Source organism: Staphylococcus sp. HMSC62A08 (assembly GCF_001839105.1).
Lineage (GTDB): Bacteria > Bacillota > Bacilli > Staphylococcales > Staphylococcaceae > Staphylococcus > Staphylococcus caprae.
This window is the reverse complement of record NZ_KV840027.1, coordinates 346,401-371,124: the sequence shown is the minus strand read 5'-3', so window position 1 is coordinate 371,124 and position 24,724 is coordinate 346,401. Positions and strand designations below refer to the sequence as shown.

24 protein-coding genes are annotated in these 24,724 nt (G+C 32.0%); 9 read left to right on the top strand and 15 right to left on the bottom strand.

The genetic code is table 11. The features are described from left to right. Window positions 1–33: 33 nt before the first annotated feature. The 3 genes from HMPREF3264_RS02500 to efeO are packed head-to-tail and all read right to left on the bottom strand — an operon-like array spanning window position 34 to window position 3,813. Window positions 34–1,752 carry an FTR1 family protein gene (locus tag HMPREF3264_RS02500; RefSeq protein ID WP_070871822.1) on the bottom strand — a complete coding sequence of 573 codons (1,719 nt, stop codon included), beginning with the start codon at window positions 1,750–1,752 and terminating at the stop codon, window positions 34–36. Continuing rightward, complete coding sequence (efeB, locus tag HMPREF3264_RS02495; protein WP_070871821.1) at window positions 1,733–2,959, bottom strand: iron uptake transporter deferrochelatase/peroxidase subunit; 1,227 nt, start codon at window positions 2,957–2,959, stop codon at window positions 1,733–1,735. The genes HMPREF3264_RS02500 and efeB overlap by 20 nt, the downstream gene beginning before the upstream one ends. After that, window positions 2,956–3,813: an iron uptake system protein EfeO gene (gene efeO, locus HMPREF3264_RS02490; RefSeq protein WP_070871820.1), complete on the bottom strand. Its 858-nt coding sequence runs from the start codon at window positions 3,811–3,813 to the stop codon at window positions 2,956–2,958. The genes efeB and efeO overlap by 4 nt, the downstream gene beginning before the upstream one ends. A 359-nt stretch (window positions 3,814–4,172) precedes the next feature. Here efeO and HMPREF3264_RS02485 point away from each other — a divergent pair, with 359 nt between their 5' ends. Next, window positions 4,173–5,165 carry an acrylyl-CoA reductase family protein gene (locus HMPREF3264_RS02485; RefSeq protein WP_070871819.1) on the top strand — a complete coding sequence of 331 codons (993 nt, stop codon included), beginning with the start codon at window positions 4,173–4,175 and terminating at the stop codon, window positions 5,163–5,165. 61 nt (window positions 5,166–5,226) lie between these two features. On the opposite strand, the gene HMPREF3264_RS02480 is transcribed toward HMPREF3264_RS02485, so the two are convergent. The 9 genes from HMPREF3264_RS02480 to HMPREF3264_RS02440 form a co-directional block, all read right to left on the bottom strand. Further along, entirely contained in the window at window positions 5,227–5,628 is a 402-nt protein-coding gene (locus tag HMPREF3264_RS02480) for a GNAT family N-acetyltransferase (protein WP_070871818.1), read from the bottom strand. Window positions 5,629–5,652: 24 nt separating this feature from the next. After that, window positions 5,653–6,687, bottom strand: coding sequence for an NAD(P)/FAD-dependent oxidoreductase (locus HMPREF3264_RS02475; protein ID WP_070871817.1), 1,035 nt, complete (start codon window positions 6,685–6,687; stop codon window positions 5,653–5,655). Between the two features lie 513 nt (window positions 6,688–7,200). Continuing rightward, window positions 7,201–7,617, bottom strand: a complete 417-nt coding sequence (locus HMPREF3264_RS02470; protein WP_070830255.1) for a DUF2871 domain-containing protein — start codon at window positions 7,615–7,617, stop codon at window positions 7,201–7,203. 139 nt (window positions 7,618–7,756) lie between these two features. Continuing rightward, the gene (locus HMPREF3264_RS02465; RefSeq protein WP_070871816.1) at window positions 7,757–8,353 is read right to left on the bottom strand and encodes a YcnI family protein; all 597 of its coding nucleotides are present in this window, start codon (window positions 8,351–8,353) and stop codon (window positions 7,757–7,759) included. A gap of 11 nt (window positions 8,354–8,364) precedes the next feature. Further along, complete coding sequence (locus HMPREF3264_RS02460; RefSeq protein WP_070871815.1) at window positions 8,365–9,615, bottom strand: copper resistance CopC/CopD family protein; 1,251 nt, start codon at window positions 9,613–9,615, stop codon at window positions 8,365–8,367. 170 nt (window positions 9,616–9,785) lie between these two features. Beyond that, the gene (locus HMPREF3264_RS02455; RefSeq protein ID WP_070830252.1) at window positions 9,786–11,144 is read right to left on the bottom strand and encodes an MATE family efflux transporter; all 1,359 of its coding nucleotides are present in this window, start codon (window positions 11,142–11,144) and stop codon (window positions 9,786–9,788) included. Window positions 11,145–11,282: 138 nt separating this feature from the next. Next, window positions 11,283–11,702 (bottom strand): MarR family winged helix-turn-helix transcriptional regulator, encoded by a 420-nt coding sequence (locus tag HMPREF3264_RS02450; RefSeq protein ID WP_002444006.1) that lies wholly within the window; start codon window positions 11,700–11,702, stop codon window positions 11,283–11,285. Window positions 11,703–11,888: 186 nt separating this feature from the next. Further along, entirely contained in the window at window positions 11,889–12,668 is a 780-nt protein-coding gene (locus HMPREF3264_RS02445) for a glucose 1-dehydrogenase (RefSeq protein WP_083327776.1), read from the bottom strand. A gap of 190 nt (window positions 12,669–12,858) precedes the next feature. Then, window positions 12,859–14,136 carry a YhgE/Pip domain-containing protein gene (locus HMPREF3264_RS02440; RefSeq protein WP_002444010.1) on the bottom strand — a complete coding sequence of 426 codons (1,278 nt, stop codon included), beginning with the start codon at window positions 14,134–14,136 and terminating at the stop codon, window positions 12,859–12,861. Window positions 14,137–14,298: 162 nt separating this feature from the next. Here HMPREF3264_RS02440 and HMPREF3264_RS02435 point away from each other — a divergent pair, with 162 nt between their 5' ends. The 6 genes from HMPREF3264_RS02435 to HMPREF3264_RS02410 all read left to right on the top strand — a co-directional run bounded on the left by HMPREF3264_RS02435 (window position 14,299) and on the right by HMPREF3264_RS02410 (window position 20,693). Continuing rightward, on the top strand, window positions 14,299–14,910 hold the full coding sequence (locus HMPREF3264_RS02435; RefSeq protein WP_002444012.1) for a TetR/AcrR family transcriptional regulator: 612 nt from the start codon (window positions 14,299–14,301) through the stop codon (window positions 14,908–14,910). Between the two features lie 69 nt (window positions 14,911–14,979). Continuing rightward, entirely contained in the window at window positions 14,980–15,927 is a 948-nt protein-coding gene (locus tag HMPREF3264_RS02430) for a magnesium transporter CorA family protein (RefSeq protein WP_002444014.1), read from the top strand. A gap of 243 nt (window positions 15,928–16,170) precedes the next feature. Further along, window positions 16,171–16,548, top strand: a complete 378-nt coding sequence (locus tag HMPREF3264_RS02425) for a DUF1722 domain-containing protein (RefSeq protein WP_070871813.1) — start codon at window positions 16,171–16,173, stop codon at window positions 16,546–16,548. Between the two features lie 1,019 nt (window positions 16,549–17,567). After that, on the top strand, window positions 17,568–19,673 hold the full coding sequence (rsp, locus tag HMPREF3264_RS02420; protein WP_070871812.1) for an AraC family transcriptional regulator Rsp: 2,106 nt from the start codon (window positions 17,568–17,570) through the stop codon (window positions 19,671–19,673). 62 nt (window positions 19,674–19,735) lie between these two features. After that, window positions 19,736–20,164, top strand: a complete 429-nt coding sequence (locus HMPREF3264_RS02415; protein WP_241159062.1) for a pyridoxamine 5'-phosphate oxidase family protein — start codon at window positions 19,736–19,738, stop codon at window positions 20,162–20,164. Between the two features lie 178 nt (window positions 20,165–20,342). Continuing rightward, window positions 20,343–20,693 carry a DUF4889 domain-containing protein gene (locus HMPREF3264_RS02410; RefSeq protein ID WP_002444021.1) on the top strand — a complete coding sequence of 117 codons (351 nt, stop codon included), beginning with the start codon at window positions 20,343–20,345 and terminating at the stop codon, window positions 20,691–20,693. 183 nt (window positions 20,694–20,876) lie between these two features. Here HMPREF3264_RS02410 and HMPREF3264_RS02405 read toward each other — a convergent pair whose 3' ends face one another. From HMPREF3264_RS02405 to HMPREF3264_RS02395, 3 genes are all read right to left on the bottom strand, one after another. Continuing rightward, the gene (locus HMPREF3264_RS02405; RefSeq protein WP_070871811.1) at window positions 20,877–22,157 is read right to left on the bottom strand and encodes a cation:dicarboxylate symporter family transporter; all 1,281 of its coding nucleotides are present in this window, start codon (window positions 22,155–22,157) and stop codon (window positions 20,877–20,879) included. A 179-nt stretch (window positions 22,158–22,336) separates the two neighbouring features. Further along, window positions 22,337–22,702 carry a DUF3139 domain-containing protein gene (locus HMPREF3264_RS02400; RefSeq protein ID WP_002444025.1) on the bottom strand — a complete coding sequence of 122 codons (366 nt, stop codon included), beginning with the start codon at window positions 22,700–22,702 and terminating at the stop codon, window positions 22,337–22,339. A 120-nt stretch (window positions 22,703–22,822) separates the two neighbouring features. Then, window positions 22,823–23,452, bottom strand: coding sequence for a nitroreductase family protein (locus HMPREF3264_RS02395; protein WP_070871810.1), 630 nt, complete (start codon window positions 23,450–23,452; stop codon window positions 22,823–22,825). 164 nt (window positions 23,453–23,616) lie between these two features. Between HMPREF3264_RS02395 and HMPREF3264_RS02390 the strand changes: the two genes are divergently transcribed. Both HMPREF3264_RS02390 and HMPREF3264_RS02385 read left to right on the top strand, forming a co-directional pair. Then, on the top strand, window positions 23,617–24,045 hold the full coding sequence (locus tag HMPREF3264_RS02390; protein WP_070871809.1) for a MarR family winged helix-turn-helix transcriptional regulator: 429 nt from the start codon (window positions 23,617–23,619) through the stop codon (window positions 24,043–24,045). A gap of 308 nt (window positions 24,046–24,353) precedes the next feature. Beyond that, window positions 24,354–24,724: Hsp20 family protein (locus tag HMPREF3264_RS02385; RefSeq protein WP_070871808.1), on the top strand; the 371-nt coding region annotated here is incomplete at its 3' end.

The window sequence follows — 24,724 nt, the reverse complement described above, 5'->3', positions numbered from 1 at the left end:
GAGACAATTGATTATGTCCCAACCTCTTTTTATTTATAAATGATTCTTTTTACGTTGTTTAAATACAAAGAAAAGTATCAACACAATAAGAATAATTTGAGCAATAATTGTTTCAATGCTTGGATAGAACCCAATCCAACTGATTGTAGGAAGTCCTTCAATACTATGTTGAGGCATCCAACCTAATAATTGTAATTTTTGAATACTTACACCTAACATTTTAAATGTCATGATAAAGATAAGTATTGAAAGAACTCTAAAGATATAGTGTACTGGAATTAATTTTACAATGAATCTAAACGCAAAGGCGAAGATGATTAAAATCACAATAGCTATTGCGATACCGATAATGAAGTCTTGAGTTTTAATACTTCCTATCATACCCATATAGAATATAATGACCTCGACACCTTCACGGAGCACTGAAATTAAACCAATCGTACCTAACAATACGAGATTACCGTTACTAATTGCATTCTGATACATCGATTGAATCATTTCATTCCAACGTTTCGCACTCGAGCGATTATGCATCCACACGCCGACAACGTACATCAAGATAACTGCAACAATACCTAGCACAGCCTCCATACCCTCACGTACAATACCATTGTTACCAATCGTTGCAATGAAGATGACTGCAAGTGTAATACTTAATATTAAACCTAGAAGCGCTCCACCAATAACGCTGGATGTGCCTTTATGGTCTTTAACTTTACGTGTCATTGTTGTTAACGTCATAATAATAAGTAGTACTTCTAAACCTTCACGCAAGAAGATAATCATCACATCGACAAAGGTATAATCACCTGTTCCAACAGTGTCTTTGATATCGTTATTAATATCTTTTAAACCATCTTTAACACGTTCTTTATTACTATGATCTAATATACTTTGATAATAAGGAATCTTGTCTTCAATCGTCGTATATAAGCTACTATTTTTTGTTTGGATTTTCCCTTCGACGTATGGCCAAATTTGAATGAATTTAGATAAGGCTTCGTCAGTTTTATTTAAATCGTTGTTGTTAATACCACTAATCGCTTTATCTAATTCGTCATTTAATTGCGTGACTTTGTACTTTCCATTATCTTCAGAAGACTGTTTCTGATCTACCGTGTCGATACTCGATTTAAAGGTATCCCATGCATTTTTAACTTTCTTAGTATCTAACGGATCCTTTTGAACGGCAACACGAAGTTGCATTAAATTGACTTCGATTGTGCCATATTTTCCTTGATCATAATTACGAATTACCGTCTCATGACTTGTCCATATTTGATTTAAGCTATTATTAATTGATTCTAATTCTGAACGATTTTTACTTTTAATCGCTTTTTGTATAGGCGCATCTTTCGCATCTACTGCTTGTTTAAGCTCTTTGATTTGACCTGACGCATCTTTAGAAGACTGAGAATCTTCATAAGCAATTAATGCTTTAGTCAATTCGGATAGCTTATCTCCCTGTGTATCTGAAGATTTAGCATTTTCAACTTCTTTTAATTTACTTTTAACTGCTTTACCTTCTTTGTTATCTTTCACATTTAAAGCATCAATTTCTTTTTTTACATTGCGAATCGCTTTTTGCTTGTCGCTATCTTTTTTAGAATCATCATTAATTGTTGATTTAGCATCTGTAATCGATACATATGCTTCACTCATTGAAGCATCTTCTGCATGTACAGGTGCTACTTTTAATACAGATAATAATAGAATTAAGATAGCAAGTATCTTAATCGAATAATGTTTCACCGAGGTATCCTCCCTTTTTTACACCAGGTAACACGATAAATGTTGCGGAGGCACGATGTGTAATATATTCGTTTAATTTATCTTTATGACCTAAATGATTTTGAATATCAATAAATTGTTGTGTTGATTTTTGGAAGCAAATAAATAGTAATCCAGTTTCTAATGCACCCGTCTTCTCATTTGTTCCTGCAACATAGTTATAGGCACGACGTTTAATAGAAGTCTTCGCTTCATGCGCTAAGCGTGCATGTGCATCTTCAGGAATGACGTATTGACCACTGCTATCTTTTGCTTTCAAATCGAGTTCGTCAAACTCTTTCTTACCTGTAAGTGGCGCTCCAGATTGACGTTTACGACCAAACGTAGCTTCTTGTTCCTCAAGCGCAGTACGGTCCCAAGTTTCAATATGGATTTGAATACGGCGAATAATACAGTATGTCCCATTTTTAGCCCATCCATCATTAATAAATACATAATCTTTATATTCATCAGTATGACGAGGATTAACTGTACCATCTTTAAATGCCATTAAATTACGTGGCGTTTCATGAAGTTGGCCTGAAACGAAACCTGTTTGAGACCATTTGACTTGTACAACATCTCTAAATGGACGTATTAAATTATGAATGGCATGGAATGTGACTTGATCGTCCATTGAACACGCTTGAATCATAATGTCTCCATCACTATAATCATCAGAAAGTTGATCATTTGGGAAGTGTGGTAAATCTTTATAGTCTTTAGGTATCTTATCTGACATACCTATCTTCTTAAGAAATGATTTACTTACGCCAAACGTAAGTGTGAGCTTACTTGCACTTAAACCAATCGCTTCACCTGTATCAACAGGAGGTAGTAAAGGATTGTTGCTTTCCTTTCCTACAGCATCACCATCAGTCATTTGTGCCGCCATCTTAGTCCACTGTTTAAACATCTCTTTAATTTCAGATTTATCTTTTGTCTTCAAATCTAAAGCGACGAAATTAATAGACCGCTGTGTTGGCGTAGTTATTCCAGCTTGAACTTTGCCATAGAACTCATATGCATCCTTCTCTTCATCTTCTGGCGTATCAAACATTGATTTAAATGAGAAGATACTTCCGACACCACTTGCTCCAATCATTACGCCAGCCCCACCGATGCCTAACATTTTTAAAAATGAACGGCGCGACATTTGCGATGATTGATTTTTATCTAATTTACTCATTCTGTAACCACGGCCATCTTACTTAACGGTTCACCTAAAGAGTTAACAGCATCAGATAATGCCTTTCTATCCTTCTTAGTTACTTCATTATATGATTTGTAACCGTCACCGTCTTTATATTTATCTAACAGTTTATTCACTTTATCAAAGTTATTTTGAATATCAGCACTTAACTTTTTATCTTTCTTCTCTAATGTAGGTTTGAATAATTCATAAATTTTTTGTGCACCTTCAATATTAGCTTTGAAGTCGTATAAGTCAGTGTGTGAATAGATTTCCTCTTCACCAGTAATCTTAGATGTTGAAACTTCGTTTAATAAGTCAACTGAACCTTGCAACATTAATTTTGGCGTAATATCTAAAGTGTCTGCTTTCGCATGTAACTCTTTCGCATCTTTTAATAACTGATCTGCATCTTTTTTAGTCGTGCTATCGATTTTATTATCTTGATATAATTGTTTTTCGATTTTATGATAACCAGTCCATTGATCCGCTTTTTTCTCTTCTTTCATATCAGCTAAACGAGCATCAATTTTAGGATCTAAATCACCAAATGCTTCTGCTACAGGCTCAGAACGTTCATAGTACATACGTACTTTAGGATACAATTCTTTCGCTTTTTGCATATCATTATCATGAATCGCATCAACAAATTTTTGAGTTCCTTTTAAGAATTGATCAAGTTGACCATCTGTATATTTCTCATACTTTTTAGTTGCTTCGTTTAATTCTTTTTTATTACTACTGTTGCTGCTATTATTATTTGAACTTGAACTATTTTTATCGCTGTCATTATTTCCACATGCTGCTAATAACAATGATGATGCTAATAAAATTACTGGTAATTTCTTCATTACTTCACCTCATAAAAAATTTAAACTATGTATTGTTAAGACATTCAATCTCCCAATGAGATTCATACAAAACTTCTCAATTGATAATCATTATCATGATAATTATATTCGTGGGTGTTATTTGTGTCAATAACAACTCTTTTAACTTTTTATCAAAATATCATTTTAATTTTTAAATGAGAAAAGGTACTTTATAAAGATAGTCATTTTAATTTTTAAATGAGAAAAGGTACTTTATAAAGATAGTCATTTTAAAAAGTAAAATTACTGGGTAAACAATAATTAAGTAAATTTAGAACCAATGAATACATTTAACTATGCGAAGTTGATATATAAAACATTTGAAGGAGTGACTGATAATGGTTGAAAAATTCAAAGCTTTTATAGTTGATCAAGACGAGAATGGCAAAGTTTCACAAGAATATAAAACCCTAACAAAAGATAATTTACCTGAGGGAGATGTCCTTATCAAAGTACATTATTCAGGTATCAATTATAAAGATGCGTTAGCTGCACAAGATCATAATGCTATCGTGAAAAAGTATCCAATGGTCCCTGGTATCGATTTGGCAGGAACGATAGAAGAAACAAATGCACCTGGTTTTGAAGTTGGAGATAAAGTCATCGTCACAAGTTATGATTTAGGAGTAAGTCACTATGGAGGATTTAGCGAATATGCTCGTGTTAAATCAGAATGGGTGATTGAATTGCCTGAAGGTTTAACTTTAGAAGAAGCGATGATTTATGGAACAGCAGGTTATACTGCTGGTTTAGCCATTGAAAAGTTAGAAAAAGCAGGCATGTCAATTGAAGGTAATGAAGTGCTTGTAAGAGGTGCGACTGGTGGTGTTGGTACATTGGCTATGCTGATGCTAGATAATTTAGGATACGATGTTGTCGCAAGTACAGGTCGTAAAGATGTTGATAACCAACTAAAAGAATTAGGCGCCACTGAAGTAATTGACCGTTTACCTGATAATGATGATAAATCACTTGCTTCTCGTACATGGCAAGCTGCCATTGACCCAGTAGGTGGTAAGAACTTACCTTATATTGTTAAACGTTTAGATAATAATGGTAGCGTAGCTGTCATTGGTATGACTGGTGGAACGGAATTCGAAAGTTCTGTCTTTCCGTTTATTTTAAGAGGTGTGAGTATCATCGGTATTGATTCTGTATTTACACCTATTAAATTACGTAGACGTGTATGGAGACGATTAGCAAGAGATTTAAAACCTGATCAATTACATGATATCAAGCATATTATCTCATTCGAGGACATTCCTGATGCTATTGAAAAAGTCATTAATCATGAAAATACTGGACGTATTGTCATTGATTTCAATGCTTAAGTATAAAAAATGTATGAAAAAGCGCGCGAGTGAATCTGATACCCACTCGCGCGCTTTCAATTTAATATTTGATGTACATTCCTTTTGAATAGGGTTCTGTACTTTTGAAACCGAACTTTTCATAAAGTTGATCTGCTGGATAATCTGCCATCAAGCTGACGTAGGTTCCTTTTTCTGCAACACTATCAATGTAAGTCATAATTTCTTCCATTATTTTACGACCATAGCCCAAACCTTGATGATTTTTATCCACTGCGATATCTACAATTTGAAATGCTGTACCGCCATCACCAATTACACGTCCCATACCTATTAAAGTTTCTTGCTCATAAATTGTGACGTTAAAGCAAGCATTGGGTAACCCCTTTTCAGCCGCTTCAATCGATTTAGGACTCATACCTGCGTTCACTCTTAAATCACAATAGTCTTGAACTTTAGGCGCCTCAAATTTAACTAATGCCATCCCTATTTCGTCCTTTCATTCAACTCAATACAGATATTGATTAACGATATCTTCATTAGATTCTTTAAAAATGTCGTTATGACTTGATACATAGCCTTCAGTAGCTGCCTCCGGATTTATATATGTTTTGGCTAAATTTGCAGCATTACCTGCGTCACTAAACGCACTTACAATCAGATGAACCTTTGCATCATGATGCACAATATCTCCACAAGCATATATACCTTCGACACTCGTTGTGGTATTTCCAAATCCTTTAACACGATATTCGTCATAAAGTTCAAATTGAGATGTACAATCTTTGAGTAGTGGATTCTCATGATCGAAACCATGACTAATAATCACCTCATCAAAGTCTTGAGTTTCTGTTATACCAGTCTCAACATTTTCTAATTGAACTTGACGGATGCGTGTCTCATTGTCGTCTCCGATGAGTTGCTTAATTTTAGTATTTGGCGATAATTGTACACCAAGATTTTCCAAAATCCTATTCATCGCTTCATAACCACTCGTTTCTGCTTTTCGATAAACGACTGTAACACGATTAGCGATTTTAGCAATATCTCTCGCCCAATCTAATGCTGTATTGCCGCCTCCTGAAATAAGCACATTTTTGCCTCTAAATTTTGAAAATGATTGCACTACATAATGAAGGTTAGTGAGTTGATATCGTTCTGCTCCCTTAATATCAAGTGGTTTAGGATTGATTATACCTCCACCTATGGCGAAAATAACTGCTTTAGATTCGTAAATATGTCCCTCTTCTGTTTCAATTTCAAAATGTCTTTCTGAAACTTTGCGTATATCAGTTACACGTTCATTCAAATTGACTTTAGGTTGAAAATGCAAACCTTGTTGAATCATATCTTCAATAATTTGGTAACATGGCTTAGGTGCCACGCCCCCGATGTCCCAAATAATTTTTTCTGGATAAATTTGCATTTTGCCACCCAATTTATCTTGCACGTCTATGATTCTAACTGACATCCCTCTTAATCCAGAATAGAAACTTGCAAATAATCCAGCTGGACCGCCACCAATAATTGTAACGTCTTCCATATGATTTCCTCCTATGATGTATGTAAATTACATCAGTTATTCCCCAATGATAATAATTATCATTTAACACACAATCATTATACTATAGTGAAATAGAAGATTGAAAATATTAAAACAACGCTCGCAAAATAAAAAACTCGTGAGTTCAATATCTCACGAGCTTTAGACTATAGATAATCTCTTCGAAATATAATGTTAAAATTCCAATACTTCTTATTGACTAGCTCCCTTGCCACGGGCATGGCTTGGGAGTGATACAGAATTCTAGAATTTAAGAATTCGTATTATCACCCCCGCAAGGATGATTAGATGTTGAGCCATTTTATGAGCTCAATATCAATCAGCTACTGCGTAGCCTGTCTTTTAAAAATCAACTGTCTTACAAGTAGTCTCAAGACTCATGCTATTCCTGCAGGCGTGTCGCCGTCAATACTACGTATTTATTTCCAAAAAATATATCTTCTCGAATGACAGTAATTTTCTAATATTCTTTATACTTCAATTTTCCTTACGTTAATCTCTGGGTTCTGTAATGATGGCTTGTCTGAGTAAAAAGAAGAGTAATAACAGTCCTGCAAGCATTCCAGTGTGTCCTATACCTGCAAAGCCTGCTAATGCTTCTGGAGAGTATTTAGCACCAACAACTTGTAGTGTGCCTTTAACTGTCATCATTCCAATTGTCACAATGACACCTAAATGATAAACGATGAAGAACCAATTAAATAAATAATAACTACTTAATTTAAATACCTTTTCAAGTGGTAATAATAGTAAGAACATAAACATCCCCAATATGAGTGTATGAGTATGTACAAGCGCTAATTGTGTATCGCCCGTAAAATGATGCGCTTTCGTTAATTCTCTATAATAAAAACCACTTAGTAATCCTATAATCATATAAAAAAGAAAAGAATATAGTAATCTACGCATGATGAGTCCTCCCTCACGATTATATTATAGAACATATTGTTAAATATTAAAGTGACAAAATCACGAAGAATCGTTGTGGTAATAATAAAAATCCCTGAAAAGGATTACTGAGATCCCCTCAGGAATTTTTAGCTAATACTTATTTTTTATTACGTGCATGTTTGAATAAAGCAACTAATGAAATAATAATTGCAAATATAGATACTATCCATAAAGCGATAGATCCACCACCAGTGGATGCTGATTCATCAGCTTTACTATTATTTGCGCTCGCACCTTTTTTCACTGTAGTCGTTGGTGCAGGATGTTCGCTGTCCTCTTTACCAGTCCATTTTACAACATCACCATTGTCATATGTTTGATATGCCTTCCATTTAAATGTACCTTCATCTTCTGGATTAGCTGCAACGATTGGGAATTCGATAAATTCATTAGGTCCAATACCTTTCCCTGTTGCTGTCCAAGTAATTTTAGTGATATTGCCTTTTTTATCTTTCTCGAAATGATGTTTGAATCCCTGTACTGGTGCAACATTCGCAACATTTACACCTTTAGGTACTTTTAATTCAACTTTTACAGTATTATCATCTTGTTCGACAGGCACACGCACATCGTATTTATCATAAGATCCTGGTTCACTTTGATTAGGATTTAGCGTGACATGGGCGTCAGCGTATTTAAAGCACCCTATTGCAAAGAATAAAATCACTGTCATAGATATTAATTTTCGTAACATCATTGTCCTCCTTAACCTGGAATATTAATTTGACTCATCATCACGCCAGCAAAGATTAATGCTATACCGATAATAAGTTCTATATATAATGTCGGTTGATTTACTTTATTTCTTTTACCTAAAGCTTTGGTTGTCTGATAGAAACCTAAAATCATCATGATTAAAGTACCAATCACTTTGATGATCATAAATATAGTCCAAGCTTGTAGATGACTCCAAATTGTCAGTATGTTTGTTTCATCTATCGCCATCAACACGCCAGAAATAATTAATATAGCTACTGCTGTGATATTTGTTCTTAACAACATCTGTCTCACATTAGTTAATTGATTTCCGCGTTCAGTTTTGGCATAACAGATGAGATAAATTAAGGCACCTAGCCATAATGTCATACCTGCTAAATGTAAGGTTCTTATGATGATAGACCATAAAGGTATATGTTGTGACCAAGCATGTCCTGACATCGCTATTGCTAATATCATCGCAAATGATACCAACCAGTACCATACTTTTTCCATATCTTTAAGTGTCATCAATATAAATAACACGATTAGAGCAATTGAACTAATAATATATGGAAATTGCATAATGACATCTGCTTTTAACGTTAAAATATCATTTAACACATCTGACGTGAGTGTCATCATGTAAACAATCATCGACATGAGTAATGTCATTGCCATTATCCAAGTAACGCCTACTTGTTTAGGTAAGATATTAAATTGTCGTAAACCTCGTCGTTTGGCAATACCATTTACCCAGAACAAGCCAACTAAAATAATTGTCGCGCCCTCTGTCAGATATCTAAAGACACCGAACCAAAAACTTGGTTGCGCATAAAAAGCATCTGAAGTGTCTACATTTTTGGCAGTCACTTTTCCAACAGAGAATTCAAATTTATTACTGACCTCGTGGCCATCAGCAGAAATTGCATGCCATTCAACCGTATTTGTTCCTTTAGCAATTTGATCACCAGGGAACTCTAAAGTTTTAGACCATCCTGAGGTCGTCGGTTTGACTTCACTGATTTTCTTACCTTTATCATTATATAATGTTATATTTGAATATTTTGCATTCACAGGTTCGTTATATTCCAATTGAATTTCTTCTGGCTTTTCTTTAACAACACCCTTTTCTTGAGGCGTAGTCTTTTCTAAAGTTGCATGTGCAGAAGCTTGATGTTCAAAGGCTGGAACCAATGTCATGAAAAATATAATCACCAATGCAATGATGTACTTAGACATCTTATTACGTAGTAACATTGAAACCTCCTCTTATATGTCCTTATAAATTTTGCCCTGTTTTCAATGATATAGCTTACATTTTCACTTAACAATAACAATTCTAATTTTTCACTATTTAGACAAAAAAGAAGGCAAGTTAGAAACCTTCATTAATACTGTTTCTAAACTTGCCTATAGATTAATTTGAATTATGCTTCTGCAAGTAATTCGTCTCTATCAACAGCTAATTGATTACGTAATAAATAAACGATGAGCATAGCTGCTAAAGCACAAAGTGTTTCAGCAATTAATAATGACCATACCACACCAGTTAATCCGAAAAGATGGTCCATTACAAATAGTACTGGAATGATTACAGTTCCTTGTAGTATCGCCATAATTGTGGCACCTCGTCCTTGACCTGTAGCTTGTAACATACCAGTGAATAAAAAGCCAATGCCATTAAGAAGTAATGATGTCATAGTGACTTTTAACATGAAGGTCGCAAGATGAACGATGTGAACATCTGTACTAAATAATTGTATAATTTGATGACCGAATAGTAATACAACACTCATACTTATCACAAAAATGACCGCAATAGAGATAATAACTGCTTTAATTGTATCTTTCATTCTATCTTTGTTCGATACGAAATTATATGCAATAAGCGGAATTACACCTTCACTCAATCCCATAATAATTAACTCAGGAAATTGAACAAGTCGAAACTGTATTCCATAACTTGCAATCGCATAGTTTCCATATTTCGCTAAGAATAGGTTTAATACTAATCCAGTCACGCCCATTAATACGACCATCAAGAATGCTGGAATACCTATTTTAAAGATTTCAGCTAACATCTCAGATGTAGGTGTTGCATCTTTTAGTCGAAGTGATATAGATTCATTATTTTTTGAAAAGTAAATCACAAAAAAGAGTGCGGCAACTACATTAGAAATTGCTGTTCCTAATGCTGCACCAACGACATTTAAATCTAACCCGAAAATGAAGATAGGATCTAAAATCATATTTAAAACAACACTAGATAACATACCAATCATTGAAATAATAGGTTTACCCACAGCGCGTGCAAATTGTTCTAAAATAAAGAATACAATGACGAATGGTGAGCTTAAAAACATCACTTTCAAGAAGTTACTTGTATACGTTAATGTTTCTCCGCTAGCACCTAAAATATGTGCGATTTGATCTGTAAATGGTAAAGCTATCATTGCAATGATAATACCTAGAATAAAACCTGCATATGTTGAGAAGCTTCCTACATGTTTACCTTTACTGTAATCTTTTGCGCCAAGTAAACGAGAGATAAATGTACCTCCCCCGACGCCAAAAAGATTACCAAATCCCATTAACACAGCAAAAATAGGTAAAGTAAGTGAAATCGCCGAAATCATATGGCTATTATCTAAAAATCCTATGAAATATACATTTAAAATACCATAAATAACACTAAGTAATGACCCAATCATCATTGGAATTGAGAAGTGCATCATTGCTTTAAAAATTGGAGATTTCTCAAAATAATATAGTTGTTCGTCTTTCATTTTCATAAACTCCCTTTTCTTTTTGTTTAGACACCTAATAATTAGATATCTAACTATATATTCAAAATTTAAGATTAGAACCTTTGTGCCACATACTAAAGTACAGATGATTTCAACACTATAGTTCTAATCTTGCATTTATTTTAAATTGTTCATCATTCTATCAAAATATTCTCTTAACTTTTCTTTATCATTGTCGGTGAAATCTTTTAACATATTCTCTTCAATCTCATCAAAGATTTTAATAAATGATTCAACCAGTGTAATTCCTTCATCAGTGAGTTTCAAAAGTTTGCTTCTGGTATCTTTAGGGTTGACTTTACGGTATATGAGTCCTTTGCTCTCAAGTATTTTCAAAGTACTACTTACTGTAGATCCTTTTCGATCAAAGGCTTCTAATAATGTTTTTTGGGTCATTCCCTCTTCTTGATGTCGATAAATGTAGCCAAGTGTATGGCTTTGTTCTTGAGTTATACCAAAGTCATCTAACCTTTTATCTGCGTAGTTCTTCATTTGATGTGCAAGACTACGAATCAAATATTGAAATGTTAAATTCATTGTTCCACCTCATTTAGTTAGATATCTAAGTAATATAATAGCACGTATATCGAAAACGTCAATCCGATATATTAAAGTTCTAATTTTCTGATAAATTAGTGCGTATTGCTCTTTACTTTGTCCACATAAAAAGTTTGGGCTATTACACCCAAACCTTTTTTATTTATGAACTTTTTTTCAACTTAATTAAAGTGCTGTGTATCCGCCGTCCACTGTAATAACAGAACCTGTTACAAATGATGAGGCATCGGATGCTAAATATAATGCTGCGCCTTGTAATTCTTCTGGAACGCCAGGTCGTTTCATTGGCGTCATATTCATCCACGTATCTATCATGTCGCCACCTTTTGCAAAGTAGTCTTTAGTGAGTTCTGTTTTCATATAACCTGGTGCAATCGTATTGACTCGAATATTATGTTCAGCCCATTCATTCGCTAGACTTTTCGTAAGCATAATAACAGCTGCTTTAGATGTATTGTATGCAGCTTGTGGTTGAGGTGAATTAACAATTACGCCAGACATGGAAGATGTATTTACAATCACACCATGTTGTTGCTTGCGGAATACTTCACCTACCGCATTCGTTACAAGTACCATACTATTTAAATTCACGTCCATCGTTTTCTTCCATCTATCATAAGGCATATCTTCAAATTTCACATGCTCATTAATACCAGCATTATTGAATAAGATATCTATGTGACCGAAAGTATCCATCGTTTCTTTGACCATTGCATTGACTTGATCTAAATTTGTAACGTCTACCTCACAAGCAATTGCTTTATTACCTGTTGTTTCTTCAAATTCTTTAGCAGTTTCTTGACCTACTTCTAGATTCATATCAGCGATCACTAAATTTGCTCCCGCTTCTGCTAAAGCTTTCCCCATTGCTTTGCCTAAACCAGATGCACCTCCTGTCACAATTGCGACTTTGTCATCTAGTTTAAATTGATCTAATACTGACATCATTCTCCATCTCCTTGTCTTTATGTATAACAACATTTTAGCTTATTTGTGTTTGTTTTCATAGTGTAAACGCTTACTTTTGTTCATTTGTATTTCTTTTAGTTCACCAAATATCATATATATGCTCAATGAATTTTTTAAAAATAAAAACAACGCTAGCTATTATTAAGCTAACGTTGTATTGGTCATATTAAGATGGTACTTCAGTACGTTTAGTGCTGTGTTTTCTAACAATGGCAGCAACTAAACTTGAAACAATACCGAAAATCATAAAGCCGATAAACATCCACATTGTTCCGTTTAATTCTATGGCTTTATTCATATATATAAGTTCTTTTAAGCTTGTAGTGTAATGAGTAAATGGATTCCAACCGTATGCCCATTTTTGATAGCCTCCAGGGAGCATTTGTTTTGGTAATGTAACCATTTGCATACTGAAGAACATGAGCAAGATAAAGATAGGTAATGATTTCATTCCTAACCAAACCATAATTCCTAAAATAAGTCCAACGAATCCCATAATTGCTAGAGCGATAAACAGCGCCACTCTATTAGGATGATCGAAGTGGAATCCTAAGACACCTTTCATAAAGTAAATATAAGCGAAACTTCCTAAGAATGCTGCTATAACAGTAGTAACCATTTGTCCTACTGAAGCGATAATTCTATGTTGAATTGCAAAGTTATTACTTGTTCTAAATGCAAAGAATAATAGAACTGAAGTAATCATTGAGCCCATCCATACTGGCATGAACATTAAGAATGGTGCATTACCGCCACCTTGATGGTCTTTAACTTTATTGACTTTTTGATTATCTACTTTAACTGGATTAGTAATACCTTGAATGTCTTTAGGACTTACATCTACATTTTGCTTTTGGAGTGTAGATAAACTTTGTTTTGTAATTTGTTTATTTAAGTTTTCACCGATGCCAGATAAAACGTTAGTCACAATATTTGATGCTTGTAAGTTAGAACCTTGGCTAACAATCGTTTTAAGATTTGCTTGTTTCACATCAACACTTTGATTACCCATTTTTTGTTTCATTTTTTGAGCTTGTTGTGCTGGAATTTCACCAGATTCAACTTTCTCTTTCATTTCTGATTTTTTACTATCCATGACAACTTTTTGAGTTTTACTCATCGCATTTTTTGAAAAGTCTTTTTCAAAGACAACTGCTCCGTAGTATTTCTCATTATCGAAACCTTTTTGCAAATCAGATTCTTTATCAACTTTGACCCATTTGATTTTATCTGAATCACTATCTAATAATTTATCTTCAATTTTTTTACCGATATCTACTTTATTACTTTGAATTGTTGTACCTTCGTCATTATTCACGATGGCAATTGGTAAATCTTTAGGTTTAGGATTAAATGCCGGATAAAATGCTAAAGAAAAAATAACTAAAATTACTATCGCAGCAATAGGCGCGAACCATAATAATTTACTTTTAAATATATTCATGAAATGACCTCCCTATTTTTATTGAACAATGTGTTGAATAATTTTCACGTTGTCTATTATAATAGGTAAGAACAATTTAACAATCATCAATTTATAGAGATACGTCTGTTATTGAACACATTGTTGTAAATTGTCTATTATTTTACGGGAGGTTATATTTAATTGAAAGAAGATAGGCGCATTAGAAAGACAAAATCTTCCATTAAGAAGGCATTTACAACATTATTACAGAACAAAGATCTAGATAAGATTACTATCAGAGACATTACATCTGAAGCTGACGTGAATAGAGGTACGTTCTATTTACATTATGAAGATAAATATATGTTGCTAACTGACATGGAAGATGAATGTATTTCAGAGCTTTCTCATCTTACACATTTCAACCATATAAACGGAGAAACTGTTGAAGAGATTTCTCAACTCTTTATTGAAAATGTACTGACAAAAATCCTTCAACATATTGATGATAATTTGGAGTTTTATCATACAATTTTACAGTTAGAACGTACAAGTAAACTTGAAGAAAAAATAAGTGAACTGATGAAAGAAAATATGAGTAGATATATGAGTATCAATCATGAAATCGATGGTATACCGGAAATGTATTTTCATAGTTATGTAGCTGGAGCTACAATTAATACAATTAAATATTGGGTTCTAGATCCTCATCGTATTTCAGTTGAAGAACTCACTCATCATATATATAAAATTGTTTTTAATGGACCATTACGTATCATGGCTGAATATAAATATCAAAAGAACAATGCTTAAATTAGACGCTTAAGAATCTAACTGTTAATCAAGTATAGAATATAAAAGATTTTGAAAGGAATAATAGTTATGATTACTGCTTATAAACATGCAAGTAGCAATTCAAATGAAATCATAGAAACTACAGTGGATCATAGCGCGTCATGGATTAACGTCGTTGAACCTGAACGTGAAGAAATCGAAAATTTAATGGAGTTTTACAATATTCCTGAAGACTTCATTCGTGACCCCTTAGATTCTGAAGAAAGCGCACGTATTGAATACGATGAAGATACAGGTTATTCACTTATCATCATCGACTTACCTATTGTCAATTCAACCAACCGACGTGTGTTGTCATTTGTCACAATCCCTCTTGGTATCATTATTGGTAATGGTATGATTATGACTGTTTGTGACGCTGAAAATGAATTCCTAGAGAATTTCGCACGACAAGATGACATTCATTTAAATTTTCATAGTCGCTTTGCACTCGAAATTTTATTAACGATTGCGAATCACTATAATAGGAATTTACGTTTACTCAATAAATCGAGAATCCGTATTGAAAAAGATTTGAAAAATAATATTACAAATAAACAACTATTTAAATTAATGGAAGTTGAAAAAAGTTTAGTTTACTTCTTAGCAGCTTTAAAAGGTAATGATACCATTATTAAAAAGTTATTCCGATTACCTGCAATTAAGCGTTTTGAAGAAGACGAAGAATTACTAGAAGATTTAGTAATCGAGAACAATCAAGCGATTGAAACAACCGAGTTACATCAACGTATCCTTGAGAGTATCACAACCTCGTATGCTTCATTACTCTCTAATGATATGAATACGATAATGAAGACATTAACGTTGTTCACAGTACTTCTCACACTCCCAACATTAGTGTTTAGTTTCTTTGGTATGAACGTACCATTGCCAATCGATGCGCATAGTTATGCTTCATGGGTTATTGTAGTAGGTATTTCTCTTATACTTGTTGCAATTGTAAGTATTTTCTTATGGCGCAAACAGAAATTATAGATTAAATATATGAATCATTTAAAACACGAATGCCTCAAAAAGACTGTAAGTTACAATCTTTCTGAGGCATTTTTATATTGTCTAACTCTATTAACAAACAACATGCTAAAGTGTCTGAAATCAAAGGTTCTAATATATCTGACTACATACCCATAATACGCATTTAATGGTTTTCAGTATTCACGTAATTTTAAAATCATGTGTAAGGGTATTGTTAAATATATGAATTGAGGTGAGTGAATCATGAAAGAACGAGGAAAAATTGAGAAACTATGGAGTGAAGAAAAATATCATGTTTTATTACATCATCAACATGCATATGACAATATTAGAGATATGTTAAAAGGTGACCCCTCCCTAAAAGAGGTCCAAAATGAAATTGCAAATGCATTAGCAATCACACCAACTAAAGGCTCTATTATTAATGCCTATGATCATATGTGGGGATATTTCAAAAAAGTAGCAACAGATGAAGAACAACACAAAGCATTATTATTAAAAAATAAATTTAATGATAATCAGCTCAATCAATTAACACTCCTTAATTATTTGAAAGAACTCGCAGACAAATATGAAGTGCGTTATCTTCAAAATAGTACTGTATTGAAACAATTAAAATAAGGCCAGGATATAATTATACCCTAGCCTTTACTGCAATTATGTACGTGCTATTTGATTCTGAAAAAAGATTTGGATTTCTAAGATGTGCCCCATATTTTTGATATAAGACTTGATGATAATAACTTTGATGTACTGACTCGTCTTATTGTTAATGGGTTCTAATAACTAAAACATTAAGCTGATATTTAATAAGTTATAAAACTTATCATGGCACCACAAGAATTGTTTTTCTTTTAAATTAATCGTACTTCGGGGGAGAGTAATTTAACTAAAAATTTTCTAATTGTTGCTACTAAAACAATTGTTGTTGATCGATTATACTTTAAATGTTCATAGATGTAGATTCTAGTTGTTTAATTAAAGTTGTTTTATACATTTTAATAATTTGTCTTTACATTAGTTTGTCTTGATGTTGATTCTGGTTGTTAAAGAAAGAATGTTCGTCTCATGATGTAATTGATTCTTAGTTGTTTGAACATTTTCTTATTCCATGGTGCCATTACTTTCTAGATGCCTATTTCTAAGATGATTGATGAATAAGTTTCGAGAAAATTATTAAGTATAACTGAATTCTTCTTGTTGTTTATTCTATTGGGATAGTTAAACAATTAAAGGTAGAAAAATATGTGTTGTTTTTGATGTTTCTTTTTTTCTGTTGTCGATTCTAGATGTAATAAACAAACATCGTACATTTAATTGCTGTGATTTCTCTCCAAAAATTAATTCAATTTAAAATTAATCGTAAATCGTCTAAGACTTTACATCAACTTCTTTTTTGAATTTACATTGTGTCGAAATCTATATTTATTATGTACCAAAAAATTCATTTGCACTCTATCTAAAATTTCCAAAATAAGAACTCTATATTCCTAAATAATTATTTGTATTGTACACTACTTATAGTTTTGAATAGGTTGCTTAACATCACGAATAAAAAATTTTATTTTTCACTATTACTATTTCAACAAGAATACATTATAATAACATTTAATATTCAATAAGGAGCCTATTTCTAAATCATGACTTGTCTTTTAAATATATATAAACATCATCATTCGCCCCCTACTCGCAATATTAATCGAATCATTCTCATGTTTTCATTAACAAATGATCTTAAGATTACAATCAATGGAGAAACGAAGGATTTAGACAACCATATCGCTATTATTAATCAAACAGATATTTATTACGTTAATCAATCCTCGAATTTAGTTACGCTCTCTATACCTGTTTTTTATTTTTATAATGAAGATAATCAATTCTTTAAATGTTACTTTGACAGACATTTATTGCAATCAAGTGGTTTCGTTAAAAATATTATTCTACAATCTATCCATCGATTTATGAATAATGAGGAACAAGATAATCAAGCAATCTCAAAAATTATACAAACTTTATATAAAGAGTCAGTAATTAGGTACAAAGGAAAATATATTCCTAAAGTTGCTATCAACCATCCTATATTTGTCGAAGGTTTAACTTATATCCATACCAAAGTTTCAGAAATGTTATCACTACGTCAAGTGGCACAGCACTGCAATATTTCAGAATCATATTGTTCAAACTTATTCGTAAGATATTTAAATATGAACTTTAAAGACTACTTCACAAGTTTAAAAGTGATACATGCGATTAAATTACTATTATCTACTGATGACTCTATCAATGCGATATCTGAACATTCTGGCTTTAGCAGTCACACAAATTTTACAAACCAATTTAAAAATTATTTAGGATTTAGTCCTAAGCAATTCCGATCTTATATTTCTAAAATTGAATTAAACCCTACGATTCAATTTAGTAATGAAAGTTACTCAGAATTTAAAGATTTAATTAACCAATTTGAATTTAATGACCAACTCGCTACTGAAATTACTGAAAAAGATATTGACCAGTTTAATCCTAAAGATCGCACCAAAAGTTCTAAAGCGTTTATTCGTTTCGAAAACTTTAATGAGTTATTTCAGTTCGTATTCAATGAGTATTATGACATCGATTTTTCATACTTACCTCAACCCGTCGTATTCATTCAAGACATTAGTGACATTGTCGTGAGTCATATCAATTTCAATTTATTAAACCATTGCTTTGAAAAGTTATTCGAAAAAGATATCGGCCTAGCCATGAAAATAAAAACTACACAACAATTTGAAGCTATTAATCAAGTGATATTGTCATTTTTACAAAGTAACCAAGATTACAAAACTAATAAAAAGTTAGTTAAACTCATGCTTGTCTTCGATTCAGAGAGCATGTCAGTCAATGAAATTCATCTATGTCATTTGAAAATTAAAAATAAAAATAGGGAAATCCGATATGGCATGACTGTGGAAGGCCTACTTCGTGAATCTGCGTCGATTGATCATACCTACGACATCATGAAACGTTTAAATTTCGACTATTATTTTATTGATATCGAAAATCTTGAAACTAAAAATTTATTATTAAATAAACGCAAAACATATCATCACTCATCTACACATTTTGAAAATTATAAACAGTTTATGTTAGATTCTGGAATCTCTTCCACAAGATTTGTCTATAACAATCTATCATTAAAATGCTTTAAATATACGAATAATGGCGCTAACCCTCTGCAATTATCAGATTTAGTATGTCATTTAATCGCTTTAATGAGATACGGTGGTGGAATTAGCTATCAACTTATTGATGACGATTCACAATATATTTCTTTATTCAATAGCTATGGTAGCCCGCTACCTTTAATGCATATCTACAAAATGGTTGCTTCATTTGTAGATGAACCATTGGAAGTTGGAAACAACTATTTGATGAGTCGTAAAGGCGGAAATTATCATTTTCTATTATTTAATAAAATTAATGACCGTTACTTATCTGATAGTAAGCAGAAATTCATTTTCAAAAATCAATTAAATGTAAATTCTCTCATCATTATTAATACTTTAAACAATGAACATGGTTCAATTCAGAACTTACTACCAAAAAGTAAAGAGTTATTATACATTGAACGAAGTATTCTTGAAGAATTAGATAAATGTAATCATCCTAAAACAGAATTGGCTGTCCAAGAGGAAAATCACAAACCATTTCAACTTACACTGAAACATGATGAGGTGAAATATATCTGCATTAAACCGTTATAAAAGTCAATAAAGCTTTGGTTTAATATCGTCTCCGATTGGATATATGAATGAATAAGGAGATGATGAGTGTGGATAAACAACAAGCAACTCAAGCAATAGAAAAAGTATTAGACAATTCAAAAGTCGGTGTATTATCAACTGCATATAATAATAAACCTAATAGTAGATATATGGTTTTTTACAATGATGATTTAACTTTATATACTAAAACAAACATTAATTCAGTAAAAGTGGAAGAAATTGAAGATAACCCTTATGCCTATATCTTATTAGGTTATAACGAGACTACGAATAATAGTTTTGTAGAAATTGATGCTCAAATTGAGGTTGTTAAAGATCAAAAAGTGATTGATTGGTTATGGGAAACTCAAGATAAGACGTTCTTCGATTCAAAACAAGATCCGGAATTATGTGTATTAAAAGTACAACCTAAATCAATTAAGTTAATGAATGATGATGATTTAGATACACCTATTACAATAGAAGTTTAACTGTTTATTCGAACCCTTTGTCATGAAATTGATGGCAGAGGGCTTTTTGATTATCAAAATGTTATCATTCTATGAATTTTTAACGTTTTTAATTTTAAAAATGTTTTAAATACAATTGCAAAGTGATTAGAAGTTTTGTATAAATGAAGTAATATAGATAAAGGAGTTTTATACAGCTATGAAAAATAAGAAAGCCTTAGGTTTCGGACTTATCGCAATCATGTTGATTGTATGTATTGTACTTGTCATTATGATGATGACTGGAGGTAAAAAAGATACGTATTACGGTATTATGAAAAATAGTACTACAATAGACAAAATGATTAGCGAAAAAGATGAAAAAATAGAGAAAAATGTTAAGTTACCATCAAATGCTAACGTTTCAGTGAAAAAAGAAGATTTTGTCATGATTTTCAAAGATGAAAAATCAGGTAAAATTACTAAAGTTAAAAAAGTAGATCATGATGATGTTCCACATGGATTAATGTCTAAAATACATGATATGAAAGGTATGCACCACGGCATGTAATACGGCCATACCTATATGATAAAAAAGACCTTGAAATGAAAGAATCTGTTTCATTTCAAGGTCTTTTTTTAGGAAATCTAAAAACTAAAGTTTCCTTATGTATACATTTGTCTTTGGACAAATGCATAAGCGAATCTAAAAACTAAAGTTTTAAGATTCGCTAAAAATGTCAGATATAAATTTTTATAGTGTTTTAAGGTACTCTTGGCCTTTTTCTTTATCGTAAACATTTTCCCATTTAGAAATAACAATAGTTGATAATGCGTTACCCATCACGTTAACACATGTACGAACCATGTCTAATAAACGGTCAATTCCGATAATTAATGCAAGACCTTGTGCTGGTAAATGCATAGAACCTAGTGTTGTTAATAAAACTACAATAGATACCCCAGGCACGCCAGCCATACCTTTTGAAGCGATCATTAAAGTAGCCATCAACACGATTTGTTGTGTTAATGATAAATGAATATCAAACATTTGAGCCACAAATAATGCTGCGATAGATTGATATAATGCTGAACCGTCTAAGTTAAATGAATAACCAATCGGAATAACAAATGATGTCACATCTTTTGGTGCACCAAATTTTTCCATTTTCTTCATAATAACTGGTAGTACTGCTTCTGAACTTGAAGTTGAAAATGCAAGCAACAACTCGCTTTTTAAAATCTTCATGATTGAGAAGATACTTACTCCAACCATTCTTGCAACGATGCCTAATACAACTACCACAAAGAAGATCATTGCAAAAACAACAACAACTAATAATTTTAATAACGGAATTAAAGCTGATGCGCCAAATGTCATAACAGTAGTACATATAAATGCAAATACTCCAATAGGAGCGAGTTTTAAAATTTTATTAATCATCCAAAATACTGCTTCTAATGTACCATTTAAGAAACCTTTAACAGGTTCTGCCTTTTCACCAATAGCAGCTAACCCTAAGCCGAAGAAAACAGCGAAGAAGATGATTGGTAATAAATCACCTTTTGCTAAAGATTCAAATAAATTAGTAGGCACAATATTTACGATAGTATCAATTAAATGATTACCGTATGTTGTAGCTTGTTCAGCTGATTGTGCTGAAGATTGATATTTAGAAATATCGCCTTTAGGTAATTTATCAGGATCTAAACCTGAACCTGGTTTGAACAAGTTACCTATGATAATCCCTAACCCTATAGCGACTGTTGTTATAATTTCAAAGTAAAGGATTGTCTTCCATCCATAGCTTCCTACCTTTTTTGAATCCCCTAAATTCGAAATAGATAAGGCTAATGCACAGAATACAATCGGGATAATAATCATTTTAATTAAATTTAAGAAAATGTCACCAAATGGCTTAATGTAATTTGCTACATTATCTTGTCCAAATAATAAAAGCCCCGCGATGACACCTAGTACCAATGCAATAATAACTTGCGTTGGTAAACTTATTTTTCTCTTGAATAGAGCCATAATGCAAACTCCCCTTCATCTGACATCACCTAATTATATCAGATAAAATTAAAATATCTACATAAATTTTAACTTGGATAATGAATAAAACTTTTAAGGTTCCGCATGAAAAAACAATAAATATTGTAAAAAACACACGATTCCAACGTTTATTTGAAATCGTGTGTCATAAAATCTACTTATTTAGATGGTTTATAATTTTTATCGAAATCACTGTGTTTAGCTTTTTTGATACTTTTCTTAGTTTCACTATCAAAACCTTCAGAGAAAATACCTTTATTCGTACTTATCGGTTGAAGTACATAAGTCACATTGGGTTCGTCTTTATAAACAATTTGTTTATAATACATTCCTTTTTTCGCACTATATAAAGTCTCTTGTTTTTTGATTTTATCTTGAAGATGGTGTTCTTTAATATAGCTATCCATAAGTTCAATATTTTTATGACCTTGATAAGTTTTTAGCCCAAAGAAAAATACAACAGCTAAAATAAGAGAAATGATTAATATAATTATAATTCTAAAAATAACCTGTTTTCTACTCATGATAGAAACTCCTTTTATACTTATCTTGTTAAGTATGAACTAATTATGATTGTTGTTAAAGAGATTCATTCATATTGTAACAAAATGTTCTCATCTTACTTCATCAATAGCAAACTCATATTATAAATATTCTCTAATTTCATGAACAGGTAATCTAACAGAGCTATGTGCTTCTTGAGCTTTTTTACCAATAGCAATTGCTAACACAGGTATATATCTTTCTGAGTCGTAACCGATAATTTCAGCAATATTTTCTTTATCAAAACCACCAATTGGATTTGTATCATATCCATAAGCTTTAGCTGTGAGCATGAATTGCATTGCCATTAAACTACTATCGATATTTACAATATCTTTCATACCTTCTTTTGAAAGTCCTTTGTAATAAGGAAGAATCCATTCTAACATTTGCGTTTTGATTTCTTCAGTCATGTGTTGTTGGTCTACAGCATCACTATAAATTTGTTCCGCTTTTTCATAATTTTGCAAATCACCAAATATAATAATCATTGCTGATGATGTCGTCAGTTGTCTTGAATTAAATCCAAATGCATCTTTAAGTTTAGCTTTACCTTCATCACTATCAACAACGACAATTCTCCATGGTTGCATATTAACTGAAGAAGGTGCCTTTGTAGCTTTAGTTATGATTTCATCCATTTCTTCATGTGGAATTTTATAGTCACTGTCAAATACCTTTACCGATTTTCTTTCATTAAGTATTTCATTAAAATCATTTATTCTTCTCATATCTCAATTCCCCTTTTTCTATATTCGTTTGAGTTTTACAATCAAATAAATTTGATTCAATTGCACCCTAAATTTAATTTAAAACAATTTGATTATAGTGATGAAATCAGCACTTGACAAGTCATACACTTCATAATATTGTTACTTTAACAAGGAGTGATTTAATGTATGTAGAGAATAGTTATTTAAGTAAACAATTATGTTTTTTATTTTATGTTTCGTCCAAAGAAATCATTAAGAAGTACACGAATTACCTTAAAGAGTATGAACTTACCTACACAGGTTACATAGTACTAATGGCGATCGAAGATGATGAGAAACTTAATATTAAAAAACTTGGGGAACGAGTATTTCTAGACTCGGGAACACTGACCCCCTTACTGAAAAAGCTTGAAAAGAAAAACTATGTCGTTCGAAGCCGTGAAGAGAAGGATGAACGTAATCTCCAAATTTCACTAACAGAACGAGGTAAAGAAATAAAAAAGACTTTATCAGATATCTCGATGAAAGTTTATAGTGAATTTAATATCAATCAAGATGAAGCTAAAGAATTAATTGCGAACTTACAAAATTTTGTTTCTAAAAAATTTTGATAAAAATCTAGAAAAGTAATACTAGCAGAGAAGAGACAAAAGTAGACTTTTTGAAAATCTTTGACACATTCAACTTCGGCATAAACGGCACAACTTAATAACAACAGTATGTATAGTAAGCTTTTGTCTTATTCTCTCGTACGAACCAAATATTTTTTTACTCATAATCCCTACTAAACTTATATAAATACCTCTTTTTTAAAAGTGTTCTTGCTTTACCTATTTCAACTCAATTTATATAATGAAGTTGAAATTTAGGTGTCCTATCATCAATTGATTATCTAACACTTTTTTAGGAGTGGCATATAATGAATAGTAATGAGTTCTTTAATAATAATTTTTTCAAAAATGATCCTAGCGAATTGTTTAAAGACATAGGCAAACAAGTCTATAATCAATTTTCATCAAGCGCCTTCCCTACAAATATTTATGACACAGACGAGGCATATATCGTAGAGGCAGAATTACCTGGCGTAAGTAAGGAAGATATTTCACTCAAATTTGAACAAAATATATTATTGATTAAAGCCAATAAAAAGCTTAAAAATGAAAGCCAAAAAATACAGTTAAACGAACGTTCAACTGGTGAATTAGAAAGACATTTTAAGTTCGATGACATTAATAAAGAAGCGATTACTGCTAACCATGCAGAGGGCGTTTTATACGTTACATTGCCTAA

Excerpts from the sequence above, each read along its gene's own strand:
- HMPREF3264_RS02455 (WP_070830252.1), bottom strand. The coding sequence starts at position 11,144 with ATGAAAGACGAACAACTATATTATTTTGAGAAATCTCCAATTTTTAAA.
- HMPREF3264_RS02465 (WP_070871816.1), bottom strand. The coding sequence starts at position 8,353 with ATGTTACGAAAATTAATATCTATGACAGTGATTTTATTCTTTGCAATA.
- HMPREF3264_RS02410 (WP_002444021.1), top strand. The coding sequence starts at position 20,343 with ATGAAAAATAAGAAAGCCTTAGGTTTCGGACTTATCGCAATCATGTTG.
- HMPREF3264_RS02485 (WP_070871819.1), top strand. The coding sequence starts at position 4,173 with ATGGTTGAAAAATTCAAAGCTTTTATAGTTGATCAAGACGAGAATGGC.
- HMPREF3264_RS02415 (WP_241159062.1), top strand. The coding sequence starts at position 19,736 with ATGAGTGTGGATAAACAACAAGCAACTCAAGCAATAGAAAAAGTATTA.
- HMPREF3264_RS02405 (WP_070871811.1), bottom strand. The coding sequence starts at position 22,157 with ATGGCTCTATTCAAGAGAAAAATAAGTTTACCAACGCAAGTTATTATT.
- HMPREF3264_RS02400 (WP_002444025.1), bottom strand. The coding sequence starts at position 22,702 with ATGAGTAGAAAACAGGTTATTTTTAGAATTATAATTATATTAATCATT.
- HMPREF3264_RS02450 (WP_002444006.1), bottom strand. The coding sequence starts at position 11,702 with ATGAATTTAACATTTCAATATTTGATTCGTAGTCTTGCACATCAAATG.
- HMPREF3264_RS02425 (WP_070871813.1), top strand. The coding sequence starts at position 16,171 with ATGAAAGAACGAGGAAAAATTGAGAAACTATGGAGTGAAGAAAAATAT.
- rsp (WP_070871812.1), top strand. The coding sequence starts at position 17,568 with ATGACTTGTCTTTTAAATATATATAAACATCATCATTCGCCCCCTACT.
- efeB (WP_070871821.1), bottom strand. The coding sequence starts at position 2,959 with ATGAGTAAATTAGATAAAAATCAATCATCGCAAATGTCGCGCCGTTCA.
- efeO (WP_070871820.1), bottom strand. The coding sequence starts at position 3,813 with ATGAAGAAATTACCAGTAATTTTATTAGCATCATCATTGTTATTAGCA.
- HMPREF3264_RS02480 (WP_070871818.1), bottom strand. The coding sequence starts at position 5,628 with ATGGCATTAGTTAAATTTGAGGCGCCTAAAGTTCAAGACTATTGTGAT.
- HMPREF3264_RS02395 (WP_070871810.1), bottom strand. The coding sequence starts at position 23,452 with ATGAGAAGAATAAATGATTTTAATGAAATACTTAATGAAAGAAAATCG.
- HMPREF3264_RS02430 (WP_002444014.1), top strand. The coding sequence starts at position 14,980 with ATGATTACTGCTTATAAACATGCAAGTAGCAATTCAAATGAAATCATA.
- HMPREF3264_RS02445 (WP_083327776.1), bottom strand. The coding sequence starts at position 12,668 with ATGTCAGTATTAGATCAATTTAAACTAGATGACAAAGTCGCAATTGTG.
- HMPREF3264_RS02390 (WP_070871809.1), top strand. The coding sequence starts at position 23,617 with ATGTATGTAGAGAATAGTTATTTAAGTAAACAATTATGTTTTTTATTT.
- HMPREF3264_RS02460 (WP_070871815.1), bottom strand. The coding sequence starts at position 9,615 with ATGTTACTACGTAATAAGATGTCTAAGTACATCATTGCATTGGTGATT.
- HMPREF3264_RS02470 (WP_070830255.1), bottom strand. The coding sequence starts at position 7,617 with ATGCGTAGATTACTATATTCTTTTCTTTTTTATATGATTATAGGATTA.
- HMPREF3264_RS02475 (WP_070871817.1), bottom strand. The coding sequence starts at position 6,687 with ATGGAAGACGTTACAATTATTGGTGGCGGTCCAGCTGGATTATTTGCA.
- HMPREF3264_RS02440 (WP_002444010.1), bottom strand. The coding sequence starts at position 14,136 with ATGAATATATTTAAAAGTAAATTATTATGGTTCGCGCCTATTGCTGCG.